The sequence below is a fragment of the Tenacibaculum sp. L6 genome (genome assembly GCF_028823685.1).
Lineage (GTDB): Bacteria > Bacteroidota > Bacteroidia > Flavobacteriales > Flavobacteriaceae > Polaribacter.
Genome location: NZ_JAPEHZ010000007.1, coordinates 29,551 through 45,413 on the forward strand (window position 1 = coordinate 29,551; position 15,863 = coordinate 45,413).

The following is a 15,863-nucleotide window of genomic DNA, read 5'->3' on the forward strand; positions in this document are numbered from 1 at the left end:
AAGGTAAAAAACTGAGATATGGATATATAAAAAATCCTGCATAAAGCAGGACTTTTATATGATCTTTTTAAGAATTATAAACTGAATGTTACGGTTCCAGAAATTCTTGAGGTATTGTTCTTAATTGCTAAATCGCTGTTTTGGTAAATTGTATAATATTCTTTGTTGTTAGATTTGGTATAACTTAAGTCAATCTTCATATTACCAAAGTTATATCCTAATCCAGCAGAGAAACCTTGTATGTTATCGTCGTCAGTATTACCCCCTAAAAGTAAATTAGGGTCTTTTTCGTAATGGTATCCACCTCGTACGCTCATGTTATCAAAGCGCCATTCGGTACCGATATTTAAAGCATGAGTATTTCTGTAATCGTGAGTAAAACTAGCGTTAGTGCTCGAAAAATCGCCGTCGCTAAACTTTATATTTTTGAAATCTTTATAGGTATAGTCTACACTAATTAATCCTTTTTTACCTATCACATAAGCTCCACTTGCGGTGAATCTGCTAGGGGTTTTGAACTTATATAAATAAGCCTCAGGGCCAATAATGTCAAGATCTTCAGAAATGTTTAGGTTTTCAACTCTATCCATGTAAAGTTCATCGTAATAATCTTCTAAAACTTCTTGATACCATGTAGGCGTTTCATAAGCTAAGCCAAGTCTAATATTTTGGTCGAGTTTGTAAATGAATCCTAAACCGATTGAAAAACCTGTTCCTTGTATATAACTTTCGGTATAATTTTCTACATCTAAAATATTACCATCTATATCATCATTTATTTCATTAAACAAATGTTCTCTGTAAAATTCGATATCATGAAAGTTTAAAGATGCACCAACATGTAGTTTGTTTTGGTGTACAGATGAAAACCCTAAACTAAATACACTCGACTTTCCATCAATATAACTTGAGTTGTATTGGTCGAGACTTCTATCAAACTGAGTTTTTATTGCTTTTGGATCGGCAACATGTTCGTTATAAATTAAATATTGACTATTACCTTCTGCAGCATGGAATCCGCTAAAATCTTTTTTGATTCGGTAATTAAAAGTCAACGCAAAACGATTCCAATCAGAGTTAAGTGCAGAATCAAAAGATAAAATACCTCCTGCTTGCGTTAAGTTGAAAAAATCATCTTCTGTATTCGTAGAATTTCCATAGTAATTAGAGGTGTATTCTGTGTTTCTATTGCCTAAAGTAACACCAAAGGTGCTTTTAATAGCAACAGCACTACCTGCAGGGTTGATTCCGAAGGAAGAAATATCGCCTCCTAAGGCCCCGAAAGCACCACTCATAGCTTCGAAACGAGCGGTTCCGTAGTTATCGTCTTTAGAAAATAAAACTCCTAAATCATTATAGTTTAAATATTGTGAATAGGCAGTAAACGTACAGGCAATACCAATTGCAAAAGCTAAAATTCTTTTCATCTGTTTATTTTTTTAATTATCTCCTAGGGCTTCTTGAACTATTGCTTCTTGATCTTGAATTATTTCCAGAAGAATTACTTCGAGAACTTCTAGATGGTGCAGAATAACTACGAGAAGAGCTGTTAGAAGATCTTGAATAGCTTCTGTTATTTCTAGTATTTCTGTTACGAGAAGCGTATTCTTTTTTGCTTCGGTTATTAGATCTATTATAGCTACGAGAATTTCTTGTTGAAGTAGATTTTTTTACAGTTCTATTACTATTGTTTGCGTTGTAACTTCTAGAATTTCTTGTAGATCTGGTTGTGCTTCTGTTATTGTAAGAATTATTATTACTTCTTACAGCGTGCCCTCTTGAACTTCTAGTGGTTCGTGGTACGCTTCTATAACTTCCGTTAGAACGAGTTCCGCTAGAATTGTAACTTCTTGTTCTGGTAGAACGATTTATAGTTCTGTTGTTAGATCTGTTGCTTCTTGTGTTATAACCTCTAGTATCTCTTGTAGAACGAGTATTTCTAGAACTACGATAGGTTCTATCACTGCTTCTTCTATAAACATCAGAAGAACGTCTTGAAACAGTAGTCCCTCTACGATTAGTGGTATACCCTCTTCTAGAGCTTGAAGCTACTCGGTTGTTTCTATAGTAGTTAGCGCCTCTATAAGGTCTGTAGTAGGTGTTGTTGTAGTATCTGTTGTAATAATAAGGTCTGTAATAATTGTATCCGTAGTAAGGAGAGTTCCAGTAAGAACCATAATAACCACCTCCTAAACCAACATAGAATCCAGAGTTCCAATGGTAAGGGTGCCAATGATGGTTATACCCCCAATAGTTGTAGTAACGAGGTCTCCACCAAGGTCTGTAATAGTCATAATAGGTGTCGTAATACCAAGAATTGTAGTAACTTCCCCATCTAGGGTAAGTATTAATATTAATTACTACATCGCTGCTGTTACTTGTATATCCCCAAGGTTCGTTATTATAAGTAATTCTTGTTTGAGGTTCTTCTTCGTAAATATCTTCCTCTTCATAATAATCAGCATTTTCAGATTTGTAATTTTCTATATCTGTAAAAATATCTGTTCCATTTAAAGTACCTAAACGTTCAACTTCTTTGGTAAAGTAATTTTCTTCGTATTCATCATATTGTCTATCATCGGCAATAATTACTCTACGTTGCGGTTGTTCAACGTCGTCTGCATAAATTCCATCATCGTAACCAACAGTTGTTTGTGCTGATCCACAAGAAACGAATGTTGCTACCGTAAAAAGCGATAGAATAAAAAGAGGAAGTTTGGTATTGGCGTATTGGAACTTCATGACCTTAGGTTTTTAGTTAATGCAAATTATTTTTTTATTGAGCAGCAAAAATTAATTTCTTTGTTGGGCTTGTTACCTTATTTAATGTAGTTTTGCAGACACAATTTACGCATAAAAAATAACAATATTTATGCCAAACTTTTGAATATGAGCAAACATTTAACAAAAAGAGCCGAAGATTACTCGAAATGGTATAACGAATTGATTGTCAAAGCTGATTTAGCTGAAAACTCAGCGGTTAGAGGATGTATGGTAATTAAGCCCTACGGATTTGCAATTTGGGAAAACATGCAAAAAGAGTTAGATAGAATGTTTAAAGAAACAGGACATCAAAATGCATATTTTCCTCTTTTTGTTCCCAAAAGTTTGTTTGAAGCTGAAGAGAAAAATGCTGAAGGTTTTGCAAAAGAGTGTGCGGTAGTTACACATTATCGTTTGCAGAACGACCCAGAAAGAGAAGGAAAGCTTCGTGTAGATCCTGAAGCAAAGTTAGAAGAAGAGTTAGTAGTTCGTCCAACCTCCGAAGCAATTATTTGGAATACTTATAAAGGATGGATTCAATCACATAGAGATTTACCATTATTAATTAACCAATGGGCGAATGTGGTACGTTGGGAAATGCGTACACGTTTATTTTTACGTACAGCAGAATTTTTATGGCAAGAAGGTCATACAGCACATGCTACAAAAGCTGAAGCAATTGCAGAAGCAAAACAAATGCAAGAAGTATATGCAACTTTTGCTGAAGAATTCATGGCTATGCCAGTAGTAAAAGGTGCAAAAAGTGAGAGTGAGCGTTTTGCAGGAGCTGATGATACTTTAACTATTGAAGCGTTAATGCAAGATGGAAAAGCTTTACAAGCAGGAACATCACACTTCTTAGGTCAGAACTTTGCAAAAGCGTTTGATGTAAAGTATACATCAAAAGAAGGAAAGCAAGAATATGTTTGGGCTACATCTTGGGGAGTGTCAACTCGTTTAATTGGTGGGTTGATTATGACACACTCTGATGATGCAGGTTTAGTATTACCTCCAAAGTTAGCGCCAATTCAAGTAGTAATCGTTCCTATATATAAAGGAGAAGAGCAATTAGACGCTATTTCAGAAAAGGTAGATGTAATTGTAAAAGAATTACGAGCTAAAGGAATATCAGTAAAATTTGACAATAGAGACACTTTTAGACCAGGAGCTAAGTTCGCAGAATACGAATTAAAAGGAGTGCCTGTTCGAATTGCTATGGGAGCTCGTGATTTAGAAAACGGTACAGTTGAGGTTGCACGTCGTGATACTTTTGAAAAACAAACAGTTTCTAGAGAAGAGGTAGTAGATGTCGTAGCGAACTTATTAGAAGAGATCCAAGAGAATTTATATACAAGAGCGCTAAACTACAGAAACGGTCATATTACAGAGGTAAACACATTCGATGAGTTTAAAGATGTGATAGAAAACAAAGGAGGATTCGTTTCTGCTCACTGGGATGGTACTATTGAAACAGAAGATACCATTAAAGAATTAACAAAAGCAACGATAAGATGTATTCCTAACGACGCTAAAGAAGAGGAGGGAGCGTGTGTGTTTACAGGGAAACCATCTACTAAAAGAGTGCTTTTTGCCAAGGCTTATTAAAAAAAATAAAAAAAAGCTTTGTGTAATAAAAAACAGTTTTTATATTTGCACCCGCAATCGCAAAATAGATTGTTTTGGTCCGTTCGTCTAGGGGTTAGGACGCCAGGTTTTCATCCTGGTAACACGGGTTCGATTCCCGTACGGACTACAAGTTCTTAAGCTAGTTTTAGAGTAAAAATAAAACTAATAAAAAGATAAAAATTATTGCAAATAACAAAAAGAGTTGTATATTTGCACCCGCAATCAGAACGATTGTTTTGGTCCGTTCGTCTAGGGGTTAGGACGCCAGGTTTTCATCCTGGTAACACGGGTTCGATTCCCGTACGGACTACGAGTTTTTTATAAACAATTAACGAATTTAGTACAATGGCAAATCATAAGTCAGCATTAAAGAGAATCAGAAGTAACGAAGCGAAGCGCTTAAGAAATAAATATCAGCATAAAACTACACGTAATGCTGTTAGAAAATTAAGAGCTACAGAAGATAAGAAGGAAGCAGAAGGAATGTTTTCGACTGTTGTATCTATGTTAGATAAGTTAGCAAAGAACAACATTATTCATAAGAATAAAGCAGCAAACTTAAAGTCAAAGTTGGCTAAGCATGTTGCAGCTTTATAAGAGTTTTAAGGTTAGTTAATAGTTAAAAACGCCCCGATTTTATCGGGGCGTTTTTGTTTTATAGTTAAGTTTAAAATGTACTTTCCTTTTTTGATTCGAAAGTAGCTGTATGTTTGGTCGTATAAAGCACTTGTCACGGCTGTAAATAAACTAACAGAATCAGTTTATTCCATATATAATCTGTAGGATAAGCTCATAGAGTGGGATAGAGGCTACAAAATCAGTATTTCAAGCTTTTAATTAACTCGTTAGGTTTTTAGATCGTTTTATTGAAGAAAGTTTTTCTAGCTATTTTTTCAATCCTTTTCTATTCTTATTATTCGATTAAAAAAGAAAAACCTAAGGTGTTACCAATCGTACTTTTTATGAGCATCTAAACGAATAAAGATGAATAAGAGTAGTGTGAATCCCCACAAAGAAGAACCACCGTAGCTGAAAAATGGGAGCGGAATTCCTACTGTAGGAAATAAACCGATTACCATACCTATATTCACAGCAACATGAAAAAAGAAGATAGAGGCTACACTGTAACCATATATTCTTGCAAATTTGTTAGTTTGAATTTCTGAAAGGTATATGATTCTATATAGAAGCGCCATAAATAAAATAATAACGAAGGAACTTCCTATAAAGCCCCATTCTTCACCTACGGTACTGTATATATAATCGGTGTGTTGTTCAGGAACAAAATTACCTTGTGTTCTATCTCCTTGTAAAAAACCTTTTCCAGAGAGGCCACCAGAACTAATGGTTTTTTCTGATTGAAAAGAGTTGTACCCAATCCCTTTATTATCTTGAACTTTTCCTAATAAAATGTCAAATCTATCTTTTTGATGTTGCTCAAGAACGTTATTGTAGGTATAACTTATACCTATTATGAACAAAGTAGTAAAGAGATATGAGCTAAGTATTTTTAATGCGTTAAAACGGAAAAAACGCTTGTCTTTATAAATTCCGTAAAGTGTGGCAAGTGTTATAATTAATAAACAAGAAATCAGTACCCATTTGGCGCCAAAAGAAACGGTTAAAATAAATAAAATAATGGTTGTTACTCCGAATAAGATATAGCTTAGTGTAAGTCCTTCTCTGTTTAACACAAAAAAGAACGCAAAATAAATTAATACTGACCCCATATCAGGTTGTAATGCAATAAAAAATGCGGGTAAAAAAATGAGGACAAAGGCTTTTGCTTGGTTTTTTAATAGTTTAAGGTTGTATTGCCGATCACTCATCAATTTAGCTAAGGCTAAAGCAGTGAAAGCTTTTGCAAATTCAGAGGGTTGCAGTCCAATTCCTCCAAAATTATACCAAGAGGTTGCTCCGTTAATTTTTTTTCCGAAGACTAAAACTCCTGCCAATAGTACTAATGATATTATATATAAAACGCTGGCAAATTGTTCGTAGAACTTGGAGTTGAAGAACAGAATAAAAATAATCACAGGAACACTCAACCCTATAAAAATAAGTTGTTTACCGTATTTTGTTGAGAAGTCAAATAGTTCTCTAGATTCTTCTGTTGAAGATGCGGCATAAATATTCATCCATCCAAAGCCAACTAATATGATATATAACAATACAAGTAGCCAGTCAATTCCTGCAAAAATATTATTTCGTTCTTGTCGCAATTGTATCTGTTTTTTGGATTAGTAATTGATTATCGTATCGTTCTTGAAGGCTTAAATTAATCATTCTATCTTCTACATGTTTTCTTGTAACTTCACCTTTTAAATACTTTTCAATTAAAAGACTGGTAATTGGTGCTGCAATTGTAGCTCCGTATCCTCCGTTTTCAACAAAAATGGCAATGGCTATTTTAGGATCGTCTTTTGGAGCAAAAGCAACGAAGATTGAATGATCTATCAACTGAACTTTTTTTCCATTAACTCTAATAAAGTTTTCAACGGTACCTGTTTTTCCGCACATTTTAATTCCTTCAACTCTACTTCTTCTTGCGGTTCCTTTAATAAACGATTCATGCATTGCTTCAATAGCAATAGGAAAATGTTGTGGTGCAACTGTTGTATTTCTGCGTGTAGTGTAGGTTGAATCTAAACGAACGTTTCCTGCAATCTTTTTAACAATATGAGGGGTGTAGTAATATCCTTTGTTGGCAATTGCGGCAGTCATGTTTGCTAGCTGGATAGGAGTGGTTTCTACTTCACCTTGACCAATAGAGTTAGAAATAGTGGTTGTTGCTCCCCATCTAAAATCATAACTTCTATCGTAGAATTTTCCATCAGGAATTCGTCCCTTTTGACCAGAAGGTAGGTCATACCCTAAATAATTTCCTAAACCAAAACTTTTGGCATGTTCACTCCAAGCATCAGTACCAATGGTTGCGTTTTTGTATTTATCGACAATTTTTCTGTAGGTGTTAGCAAAATACGTGTTACATGATTTAGCAATAGCTGTTTTTAAACGAACAGGACGACCAACAATATTACAGTGACATCCCATAAATTCGTTTGGTCTTCTACCATAGCGATAACCATGATTACAGAAAAAACCTGAGTTTTCATCAATCACACCTTCTTGTAAGCCAATCAAGCCTGTGAGTATTTTAAAAGGAGAACCAGGTGCGTATGATGCTTGTAAACCTCTGTCGAAAGTAGGCATGTTAATTGTGTCATTGAATAGTTTTACTGAGTTTGGAGAGCGCTTTCTTCCAACTAATAAATTGGGGTCATAAGAAGGGGCAGTTACCAGTGCTAAAATTTCACCTGTTTGAGGTTCTAAAGCTACAATTCCACCTCTTTTACCTTTCATTAATAATTCACCGTATTGTTGTAATTCACTATCAATAGTTAAAGTTAAGTCTTTTCCTGGAACAGCTAATGTGTCATATATACCATCTTTGTACGAACCTGTTATTTCATTTAAGTTGTTACGTTTAAATCTTTTTTTTCCTTTAATACCTCTTAAATAATTTTCATATTGTTTTTCAACACCCCAAGCGCCAATTAATTCTCCTTGTTCGTAATAGTCGCTTTGTTTTGCTTTGTATTCACTTACCTCACTAATATATCCTAATACATTTGCAGCGGATTTTACAGGATAATTACGAATAATACGTTTTTGTACATAAAAGCCTTTGTATTTTGGTAGTTTTTCTTGAAGGTAGGCATAATCTTCTTTAGCTAATTGTTTTAAAAATACTGAAGGAAGCCAACGGGCATAATTTTCAGCTTTTTGAAAACGCTTTTTAAAATCGTCTTTATCAATTTTTAAAAGATTACAGAATTCTAAGGTGTCAAGCGGCTCTACTTCTTTCGGAACAATCATTACATCGTAGGATAATTGATTTGCTACGAGTAGTTTTCCATTACGATCATATATGTAGCCTCTAGAAGGATAATCATACTCAACCTTAATAGTAGCGCTATGAGTTAGATTGTTTTCACTTCCTTTTACGATTTGTAAGTGAAACAATCTAGAGATATAAATAATTCCGATAAGGGTAATTAAAAATAAGAGTAAAAAACTTCGTTTCATGTTAGCTTTTTCCTAAATATAAAACTTCCTAAAAAATACAAGAGTAACGTAAAAATACTAGAAAATAGTGTGTTGATAAGTACGTTAGTGAAATTGTAAAAGCTAAAGTTAGTTAAACTAAACAAGATAAAATGATGAATAAGTGTTAAAATAGCAGTATAGTTAAACACCTTATCAAAAGATTCGTGTCTTAAGTTAAAAAGTTGATAGTCTGTAGTCGATTTTTTAAAGATAACCTTGAAAAAAAATAGCCTAAGGTAAGCTATAAACAAGGTAGCGAAAGTGTGTATACCTCCAGAGTTAGAAAATGCATCTACCGAAAGTCCTAATAAAAAAGCTGTAATTAGAACAGGAAAACGATTTTCTTTTATAGGATATAGAAAGATAAATACAATGTATACATAAGGGTTTACATATCCTAAAAATAAAATATTGTTAAGAACAAGCACTTGTAGTAACAAGAGAAAAACAAATAAAAGTATTAAGTAAATAGTTCTATTCATTATTGTTTCCTAAAATTTTAATTTCTTCTTTATGAAGATTCGTTACGACATAAATATACCCTAAGTTAGACATGTCGTTAAAAAGTTTAATATCAATATTGTTAACAGCAGATAATTCTTCGGGAACTTTTATGATAGTACCAATAGGGATTCCTTCAGGAAAAATAGTAGATCTACCTCCTGTAATAATCGTGTCACCTACTTGAAATACTGCTTGACGAGGAATATCAGTTAACTGAACAATATTATAATCTTCACCATTCCAAACTAATGTTCCGTAATGATGATTGTTTTTAAACTTAGCATTAATGTTACTTTTAGAGTTTAAAAGAGATTGTACTCTAGCAAAATTATTAGATACATTATCAGTAATTCCAATAATACCTTTACTGTTAATTACAGCCATTTCTTTTGCAACGTTGTCGTTTTTTCCTCTGTTAATTGTTATAAAATTATCCGTTTTGCTATAGGAGTTCTTGATAACTTTTCCAGAAGTATAAATGTAATCAGGATTTAATTTAACTGTGTCAATAGCCTGATTACTCGAAATACTGTCAAAATAACTGTTAAGTCTTTCTAATTTATTTTTTAGAGATAGGTTTTCTTCAACTAAAATTGAGTTTTTTTCTTTTAGGCTAAGGTAATCCGATAAATTAGATGATTTTTGATATAATCCACCAGTAATAAAATTAGTAGAACTAATAAATTTACTTTTATGAAAAGAGTGGTTGTTAATGATTAATGCAACAGCTATAATTTCTAGAAATAGAAAAAATAAGAAGAACTTATACTTCTGAAAGAAATAAATAAGCTGTTGCATAAATAATCATTCAATTTTATTTGATTAATACTGTTTTGTATTTTTCTAGGTTTTTTAACGCAATACCAGTACCACGAACAACAGCACGTAACGGATCTTCAGCAACGTATACTGGTAAATCTGTTTTTCTAGACAAACGCTTATCTAAACCTCTAAGCATAGATCCTCCACCAGCAAGATAAATACCAGTATTATAAATGTCGGCAGCTAGTTCAGGTGGTGTTTTAGATAATGTTTCCATCACAGCATCCTCAATACGTAGAATAGACTTGTCTAAAGCTTTAGCAATTTCACGATACGAAACTTGTACTTGCTTAGGTTTTCCACTTAATAAATCACGACCTTGCACCATCATATCTTCAGGTGGATTATCTAAATCTTCAGTAGCAGAACCTATTTGTAGTTTTATTTTTTCAGCTGTAGTTTCTCCAACATATAAGTTGTGTTGGGTACGCATGTAGTACATAATATCGCTTGTAAATAAATCACCAGCTACTTTTACTGATTGATCACATACAATGCCAGCAAGTGCTATAACAGCAATTTCAGTGGTACCACCACCTATATCAATAATCATATTTCCTTTAGGTTCCATTATGTCAACACCAACACCAATGGCAGCAGCCATAGGTTCAAAGATTAAATAGATTTCCTTAGCATTCATGTGACGACCAGAATCAATAACTGCTCGTTTTTCAACTTCAGTAATTCCAGAAGGAATACAGATTACCATTCGTAATGATGGTGGAAATAATCTCTTTTTTATAGCAGGAATTTGTTTTACAAATTCCTTGATCATTTCTTCAGAAGCTTGAAAATCAGCAATTACACCGTCTTTTAAGGGGCGTATAGTTTTGATGTTTTCATGGGTTTTTCCTTGCATTCTACTGGCTTCGTGACCTGTAGCGATAATTTTACCAGTGAGCCTATTTCTAGCAACAATAGAGGGGTTGTCAATAACTACCTTACCATTGTGGATTATAAGTGTATTTGCAGTACCTAAATCTACTGCAATATCTTCTGTCATGAAATCGAAAAAACCCATAAAGATTTCGTTATTTATATTTAATTTTAATGTATTCTCACAAATCTAATAAAAATCTGTGGGTATTTTACACTCAATATAATTAATGTTTAAAATGTCTAGTTCCAGTAAAAACCATTGCTACATTATTATCATTACAATAATCAATACTTAATTGGTCTTTAATAGATCCCCCTGGTTGAATTACACTTTTTATACCTGCTTTATCTGCTATTTCTACACAGTCAGGAAAAGGGAAAAAAGCATCACTAGCCATAACAGCTCCGTTTAAGTCAAAGTTAAAACTATTAGCTTTTTCAATAGCTTGTCTTAAAGCATCAACTCTACTTGTTTGACCTGTTCCCCCAGCTAATAATTGCTTGTCCTTTACTAAAATAATAGTATTAGACTTAGTGTTTTTACATAGTTTAGATGCAAATAACAAATCCTCTAACTCATTTTCTGATGGTTTATTGTTAGTAGGGTAAGTTAAATCATCTAATTTGTCTGTAATATAATCTTTATCTTGAACTAATACTCCGTTTAAAGCAGTTCTAACTGTTTGTTTAGGTAATTCAATTTCTTTTTGAATCAATATTACTCGATTCTTTTTACCTTTTAAAATTTCTAAAGCATCAGCATCATAAGCAGGAGCAATAACTACTTCACAGAATAATTTGTGAATTTCTTCGGCAGTGGCTTTATCAATTTTCGTGTTAGAAATTAAAATCCCTCCAAACGCAGAAACAGGGTCACCAGCTAAAGCGTCTATATAAGCTTGATGAATTGTTTTACGTTGAGCAAAACCACATGCATTGTTATGTTTTAAAATAGCAAATGTTGGATCTTCACCTTTAAACTCTTCTATTAAATTAACAGCAGCATCAACATCTAATAAGTTATTATAGCTTAATTCTTTTCCATGTAGCTTATCAAACATAGCATCTAAATCGCCAAAGAAAAAACCTTTTTGATGAGGGTTTTCTCCATAACGTAATACTTTAGATGTAGTTTCACTAGCTTTATATACAACTTCATCTTCATTGAAATAATTGAAAATGGCAGTGTCATAATGAGAGGAGATATTAAAAGCCTTAGCAGCAAACTTTTTTCTGTCGTTTAACGAAGTTTCTCCGTTGCTTTCTGAAATAATAGTTAAGAAATCTTCATATTGTTCCATTGAAGAAATAATAACAGTGTCTTTAAAGTTTTTTGCAGCTGCACGGATTAACGAAATCCCACCGATATCAATTTTTTCAATAATATCTTGCTCTGAAGCTCCAGAAGCAACTGTTTTTTCAAAAGGGTATAAATCTACAATTACTAAATCTAACTGAGGAATGTTATATTCTTCCATCTCAGTAATATCGCCTTCGTGATCTTGTCTGTTTAAGATGCCGCCAAAAACTTTAGGGTGTAACGTTTTTACTCTTCCTCCTAAGATAGAAGGATACGAAGTAACATCTTCTACAGGTACTACATTAACACCTAAGTCTTTGATGAATTTTTCAGTACCTCCCGTAGAGTATATAGTAACACCTAGATTATTAAGTTTTTTAACAATAGGCTCTAATCCGTCTTTGTGAAAAACAGAAATTAACGCTGATTTAATAGTTTTTATATTGTTCATTATTGTTGTGTTGTTAAGCTTGCAAAGCTAGTAAAAGAGTAGTCGACACACAATATTTTTTTAGCTTTTAAGATTGAAAACACCACCAAAAATATTCTTTGGTGGTGTTTTAATACAACAAAACTATAAATATAAATTACTCTGCTGTTTCTAAGAAGTTTCGAAACCAGATTGTGAATTTTTCTATTAAAGATTGTTGAGATTTTGAACGAGCATTAGCACTGCCTAATGCTGCATAAGAAGGATGTTCTCTATTGCTCATATTTAAGGGGATTAATGGGGTTGTTTAAAATCACATCAAATAAAGTAAAAAAAAACTTAATAATCAAGTGATTATAAAATAATTATACAAAATTAGCTATTTTTTTGCAAATATATTCCAATAAATCTTCGTCGTTTTTAGTAAAAGGGTTAACAGTATGAGAGTCAATATCTATTTGACCGATGTTTTCGCCGTTTACAAAGATGGGAATTACAATTTCAGATTTTACTTTCCAACCACATGAAATATAATTGTCTTGTTCACTAACATCTTGTACAACAAAGTTTTTATTGCTAACTGCTACTTGTCCACAAATACCTTTTCCAAAAGGGATGATTGTGTGTTCTGTAGGTTCACCGTTAAATTGAGCTAGTTTTAACTCATTTTTATCACCATTTTTAAAGTAAAAACCAACCCAGTCATAGTAAGAGATTTCTGAAGCTAAATAATCGCAGATTTGTTGTAGTTTTTCTTCTTTAGAAGAATTGTTACTAACTATTAAGTCTATATTGTTTTTTAGTTCTTGTATGTTCATGAAAATATTTTTTATCTTATTCGTAAAGAGTGCTTAAAGCTTACAAAAATAGTTGTAAGGATTGTGATAAAAAACTGAATTTTATTTTTTATAGCTTAGACAAGAGGTTTTAAGTGTTTTTTTTGTGAAAAACGATACAATTTCAAAAAGAATGAGTTTAAAGTTATGTGATAGCTAAAATATTTTCAATAAAAAAAGCAAAAGTTAAAAACCTTTGCTTTTTTATTTTTCTCTGTAGTATAAAATTACTGTTGAACGTATTCACTATGCCAAACAGCATCTTCAGGGCCATCTCCTTTGTGTCCATCTAGTTGGATAACAAAGCTTTTAGCAGGAAAATAAGGAGTGATATGAATATCTAATAAAACACGGTCTTTTTGATTTTGATCTTGTTCTATTTTTATAACCTTAAAACGCTCAATTAGCTTAGTAGGTCCTTGAATATCGTCTAAGAATTTAACTATTTGGCGACGTAAATCAGCCTCAGTTCTAGAGCTCCAGTTTTCAAAAGCTCTTCTATTTAAAAAGTCAAATAAAACCTTTGTTATGTGATCGAATACTCTTACAACAGAGTAAGTTTGTAAACCTAAGTTGTCTCCGTTAAATAAAGTCTTGGCTGAAAAAGCCATTACTTTACTATATTCGTTAACCATAGGAACAAGTCCCATTTTTTCAATTTCTGAAATTTCACTCTTTTTAAGATCGAATCGTACACTTTCTACCTCATTAATACCTCCAAATTTTTTACCTGCTACTACTTGAGACATTAATGTGTGATATATTTTACCAGCCAAAGCAGAAGATGGCGGAACGTATAGGTTGTCTTCTTCACCCACGGCATCTTCTTTTTTTCTTCCTAGTAGCCAGTTACAAGTCATTAAAGTGTTTGATTTGTGAATTTCGCCACCAGAGTGATTTGCATTTGAGAACATGTCAACAATGTCGTCAGGTGTTTCAAGATCTTGGAAGTCTGTTAATAAAACAGCTTTGTTGTCATGTGCTATTTTAGACCATTTGTCTAAGACTACGTTAGATCCTAAATAACCAGGAACTACTAATATAGAGTAGTTGTCTTTTAAATCTAATCTATCAAAGTTTTGTTTAAACTCATTTGATACATAGTCTATAAAAAGAGGATTTTCTAAATCTTTTAATTGACTTAAATCGGCATTTAAGATGGTGATGTTTTTTACTTTGTCTTTTTCGGTGTTTTTGTAGAATAAAGCTACTGATCTATAAGAGGTTTCTAGTTCTTTTGTTTTTTCTAAGGTTTTCTTAAGATTGTAATTTAAAACACTTTCTATGCTGGTAGATTTTTCTTTTGCAGTATCACACATTGATTCGATACTGTCACTACTTTTAAGAATTTCTAACCAAACAGAAAGTCTGTTTTTTAAGTTTTTTCTTTCTCCTTTCCACTGCTCGTCGTTTAAAAATAGACTTTTTCTAGCTTTTCTTTTTGGGTTCAAGTTAGAGTAACCATCAACGATGTTTTCGATAAAAGAGAAACCACCGTACTCTTTTATGCCATCAATAGCGTTAGCTACTTCTTGACTAGGGGATTGTTGTTTAACTACTTCCGATTGCTGCGTTTTTACTTTTGTAGACATAGCTAATTATGTTTTTTTTGGTTTTATTGTTCGGCTTGCTCGATTTCTTTAATTGACTCTTCTAAAATTTTGATAAAGGTATCTTTTGTTTCAGGGTTACTAAGTGCTTTCATTAGCGCTCTGTTAGAAGATAGTTGTCTTGAAATTCTTAGATACTGGTCTTTTTCTATATCTAGCTTATTTAAAAAAGAGCTATTAGCCTTAATGTTCTCAACATTAAAATCACCTAAATTGTTGAAATTTAAAGATTCTTTAACGTCGGCGCCATTTTCATCGGTGTGTTCAAGATTCACTGAAGGTGAAAACTTCTCGAATACAGCTTCGATTGTGTCTAAACCATAGATAGCTTCGGGGGTTGCAGGAGCTTCGTCGGTAAGTTTTTGGATTAATAAAGTTTTGTTGGAAGAAATGTTTGCGATTGATTCATTAGCATCAACTTTAACTTCATTGCCTCCAATTCCGTAATTGTACATTGCCATAATAATTTTTTTTATTCTGCTACGAATCTATTAAATATTTGATAAAAAAAATTATTTTTACAGAAAAAAATTAAGGAAAAATGAATTATTTGAAGATCCCCCTAGACTTTTCCAGTATAACAAAAAGAAATAAAGAAAATAATAGATTGGGGTGTACACTTGAAGAATCCATAGCTCAACACCTCATGATAATTGCTACTTCAAAACAAGGTGAGGTTTTTGGAAGACCGAATTATGGTTCCGATATTTGGGATTTAGAATTTAACCAATTGGTTAAAATTAATAAATGGGAAGAAAAAGTTAAAGATTCTTTATATTATGCCTTTGTTGAGTATGAGCCAAGACTCAAGGATATTAGAGTTAGTGTAAGGTTATCTGAAATAGATGATGATGCTGAGACTACGGATGTTCATGTAAGAAGAAAAGCAGAAATTAAAGTATTTGGTACAATTATAGAAACCGATGCGCCATTTAATTTTGCTACACTTTTTTACATTAGTCCTTTATCACAATAAAAAAAAT

Annotated in this window: 15 protein-coding genes and 2 tRNA genes; 5 read left to right on the forward strand and 12 right to left on the reverse strand. The window is 32.7% G+C overall.

Translation table 11 applies throughout. The features are described from left to right. Positions 1-74: 74 nt before the first annotated feature. Both OU788_RS02690 and OU788_RS02695 read right to left on the reverse strand, forming a co-directional pair. Positions 75-1,427, reverse strand: coding sequence for an OmpP1/FadL family transporter (locus OU788_RS02690; RefSeq protein ID WP_274633736.1), 1,353 nt, complete (start codon positions 1,425-1,427; stop codon positions 75-77). A 16-nt stretch (positions 1,428-1,443) separates the two neighbouring features. Then, positions 1,444-2,742, reverse strand: coding sequence for a hypothetical protein (locus tag OU788_RS02695; protein WP_274633737.1), 1,299 nt, complete (start codon positions 2,740-2,742; stop codon positions 1,444-1,446). Positions 2,743-2,889: 147 nt separating this feature from the next. On the opposite strand from OU788_RS02695, the gene proS reads away from it, so the two are divergent. From proS to rpsT, 4 genes are all read left to right on the forward strand, one after another. Beyond that, entirely contained in the window at positions 2,890-4,368 is a 1,479-nt protein-coding gene (gene proS / locus OU788_RS02700; protein ID WP_274633738.1) for a proline--tRNA ligase, read from the forward strand. Between the two features lie 76 nt (positions 4,369-4,444). Next, positions 4,445-4,516: transfer RNA gene (locus tag OU788_RS02705), tRNA-Glu, on the forward strand. Positions 4,517-4,627: 111 nt separating this feature from the next. Next, a tRNA-Glu gene (locus OU788_RS02710) sits at positions 4,628-4,699 on the forward strand. Between the two features lie 35 nt (positions 4,700-4,734). After that, positions 4,735-4,986, forward strand: coding sequence for a 30S ribosomal protein S20 (gene rpsT, locus OU788_RS02715; RefSeq protein WP_028891217.1), 252 nt, complete (start codon positions 4,735-4,737; stop codon positions 4,984-4,986). A 347-nt stretch (positions 4,987-5,333) separates the two neighbouring features. On the opposite strand, the gene rodA is transcribed toward rpsT, so the two are convergent. The 10 genes from rodA to OU788_RS02765 form a co-directional block, all read right to left on the reverse strand. After that, positions 5,334-6,611: a rod shape-determining protein RodA gene (rodA, locus tag OU788_RS02720; RefSeq protein ID WP_274633739.1), complete on the reverse strand. Its 1,278-nt coding sequence runs from the start codon at positions 6,609-6,611 to the stop codon at positions 5,334-5,336. Then, positions 6,592-8,478 (reverse strand): penicillin-binding protein 2, encoded by a 1,887-nt coding sequence (gene mrdA / locus OU788_RS02725; protein ID WP_274633740.1) that lies wholly within the window; start codon positions 8,476-8,478, stop codon positions 6,592-6,594. The genes rodA and mrdA overlap by 20 nt, the downstream gene beginning before the upstream one ends. Further along, a complete protein-coding gene (gene mreD, locus OU788_RS02730) occupies positions 8,475-8,981 on the reverse strand; it encodes a rod shape-determining protein MreD (protein ID WP_274633741.1) in 507 nt (168 codons plus the stop codon). The genes mrdA and mreD overlap by 4 nt, the downstream gene beginning before the upstream one ends. Continuing rightward, positions 8,974-9,801 carry a rod shape-determining protein MreC gene (mreC, locus tag OU788_RS02735; protein ID WP_274633742.1) on the reverse strand — a complete coding sequence of 276 codons (828 nt, stop codon included), beginning with the start codon at positions 9,799-9,801 and terminating at the stop codon, positions 8,974-8,976. Before mreC ends, mreD begins: the two co-directional genes overlap by 8 nt. Before the next feature lie 16 nt (positions 9,802-9,817). Next, positions 9,818-10,846 carry a rod shape-determining protein gene (locus OU788_RS02740; RefSeq protein ID WP_274633743.1) on the reverse strand — a complete coding sequence of 343 codons (1,029 nt, stop codon included), beginning with the start codon at positions 10,844-10,846 and terminating at the stop codon, positions 9,818-9,820. An 82-nt stretch (positions 10,847-10,928) separates the two neighbouring features. Then, a complete protein-coding gene (gene purH / locus OU788_RS02745; protein WP_073184329.1) occupies positions 10,929-12,455 on the reverse strand; it encodes a bifunctional phosphoribosylaminoimidazolecarboxamide formyltransferase/IMP cyclohydrolase in 1,527 nt (508 codons plus the stop codon). 136 nt (positions 12,456-12,591) lie between these two features. Continuing rightward, on the reverse strand, positions 12,592-12,717 hold the full coding sequence (locus OU788_RS02750; protein WP_255724779.1) for a hypothetical protein: 126 nt from the start codon (positions 12,715-12,717) through the stop codon (positions 12,592-12,594). Positions 12,718-12,799: 82 nt separating this feature from the next. After that, entirely contained in the window at positions 12,800-13,252 is a 453-nt protein-coding gene (locus tag OU788_RS02755) for a GAF domain-containing protein (protein WP_047790405.1), read from the reverse strand. Positions 13,253-13,497: 245 nt separating this feature from the next. Beyond that, the gene (locus tag OU788_RS02760; RefSeq protein WP_047790406.1) at positions 13,498-14,862 is read right to left on the reverse strand and encodes a DUF5458 family protein; all 1,365 of its coding nucleotides are present in this window, start codon (positions 14,860-14,862) and stop codon (positions 13,498-13,500) included. A 23-nt stretch (positions 14,863-14,885) separates the two neighbouring features. After that, the gene (locus OU788_RS02765) at positions 14,886-15,341 is read right to left on the reverse strand and encodes a hypothetical protein (protein WP_047790407.1); all 456 of its coding nucleotides are present in this window, start codon (positions 15,339-15,341) and stop codon (positions 14,886-14,888) included. Positions 15,342-15,487: 146 nt separating this feature from the next. Here OU788_RS02765 and OU788_RS02770 point away from each other — a divergent pair, with 146 nt between their 5' ends. Continuing rightward, the gene (locus OU788_RS02770; RefSeq protein ID WP_274633744.1) at positions 15,488-15,856 is read left to right on the forward strand and encodes a GPW/gp25 family protein; all 369 of its coding nucleotides are present in this window, start codon (positions 15,488-15,490) and stop codon (positions 15,854-15,856) included. The last annotated feature ends 7 nt before the right edge of the window (positions 15,857-15,863 follow it).

Excerpts from the sequence above, each read along its gene's own strand:
- OU788_RS02690 (WP_274633736.1), bottom strand. The coding sequence starts at position 1,427 with ATGAAAAGAATTTTAGCTTTTGCAATTGGTATTGCCTGTACGTTTACT.
- OU788_RS02695 (WP_274633737.1), bottom strand. The coding sequence starts at position 2,742 with ATGAAGTTCCAATACGCCAATACCAAACTTCCTCTTTTTATTCTATCG.
- proS (WP_274633738.1), top strand. The coding sequence starts at position 2,890 with ATGAGCAAACATTTAACAAAAAGAGCCGAAGATTACTCGAAATGGTAT.
- rpsT (WP_028891217.1), top strand. The coding sequence starts at position 4,735 with ATGGCAAATCATAAGTCAGCATTAAAGAGAATCAGAAGTAACGAAGCG.
- mrdA (WP_274633740.1), bottom strand. The coding sequence starts at position 8,478 with ATGAAACGAAGTTTTTTACTCTTATTTTTAATTACCCTTATCGGAATT.
- mreD (WP_274633741.1), bottom strand. The coding sequence starts at position 8,981 with ATGAATAGAACTATTTACTTAATACTTTTATTTGTTTTTCTCTTGTTA.
- mreC (WP_274633742.1), bottom strand. The coding sequence starts at position 9,801 with ATGCAACAGCTTATTTATTTCTTTCAGAAGTATAAGTTCTTCTTATTT.
- OU788_RS02740 (WP_274633743.1), bottom strand. The coding sequence starts at position 10,846 with ATGGGTTTTTTCGATTTCATGACAGAAGATATTGCAGTAGATTTAGGT.
- purH (WP_073184329.1), bottom strand. The coding sequence starts at position 12,455 with ATGAACAATATAAAAACTATTAAATCAGCGTTAATTTCTGTTTTTCAC.
- OU788_RS02750 (WP_255724779.1), bottom strand. The coding sequence starts at position 12,717 with ATGAGCAATAGAGAACATCCTTCTTATGCAGCATTAGGCAGTGCTAAT.
- OU788_RS02755 (WP_047790405.1), bottom strand. The coding sequence starts at position 13,252 with ATGAACATACAAGAACTAAAAAACAATATAGACTTAATAGTTAGTAAC.
- OU788_RS02760 (WP_047790406.1), bottom strand. The coding sequence starts at position 14,862 with ATGTCTACAAAAGTAAAAACGCAGCAATCGGAAGTAGTTAAACAACAA.
- OU788_RS02765 (WP_047790407.1), bottom strand. The coding sequence starts at position 15,341 with ATGGCAATGTACAATTACGGAATTGGAGGCAATGAAGTTAAAGTTGAT.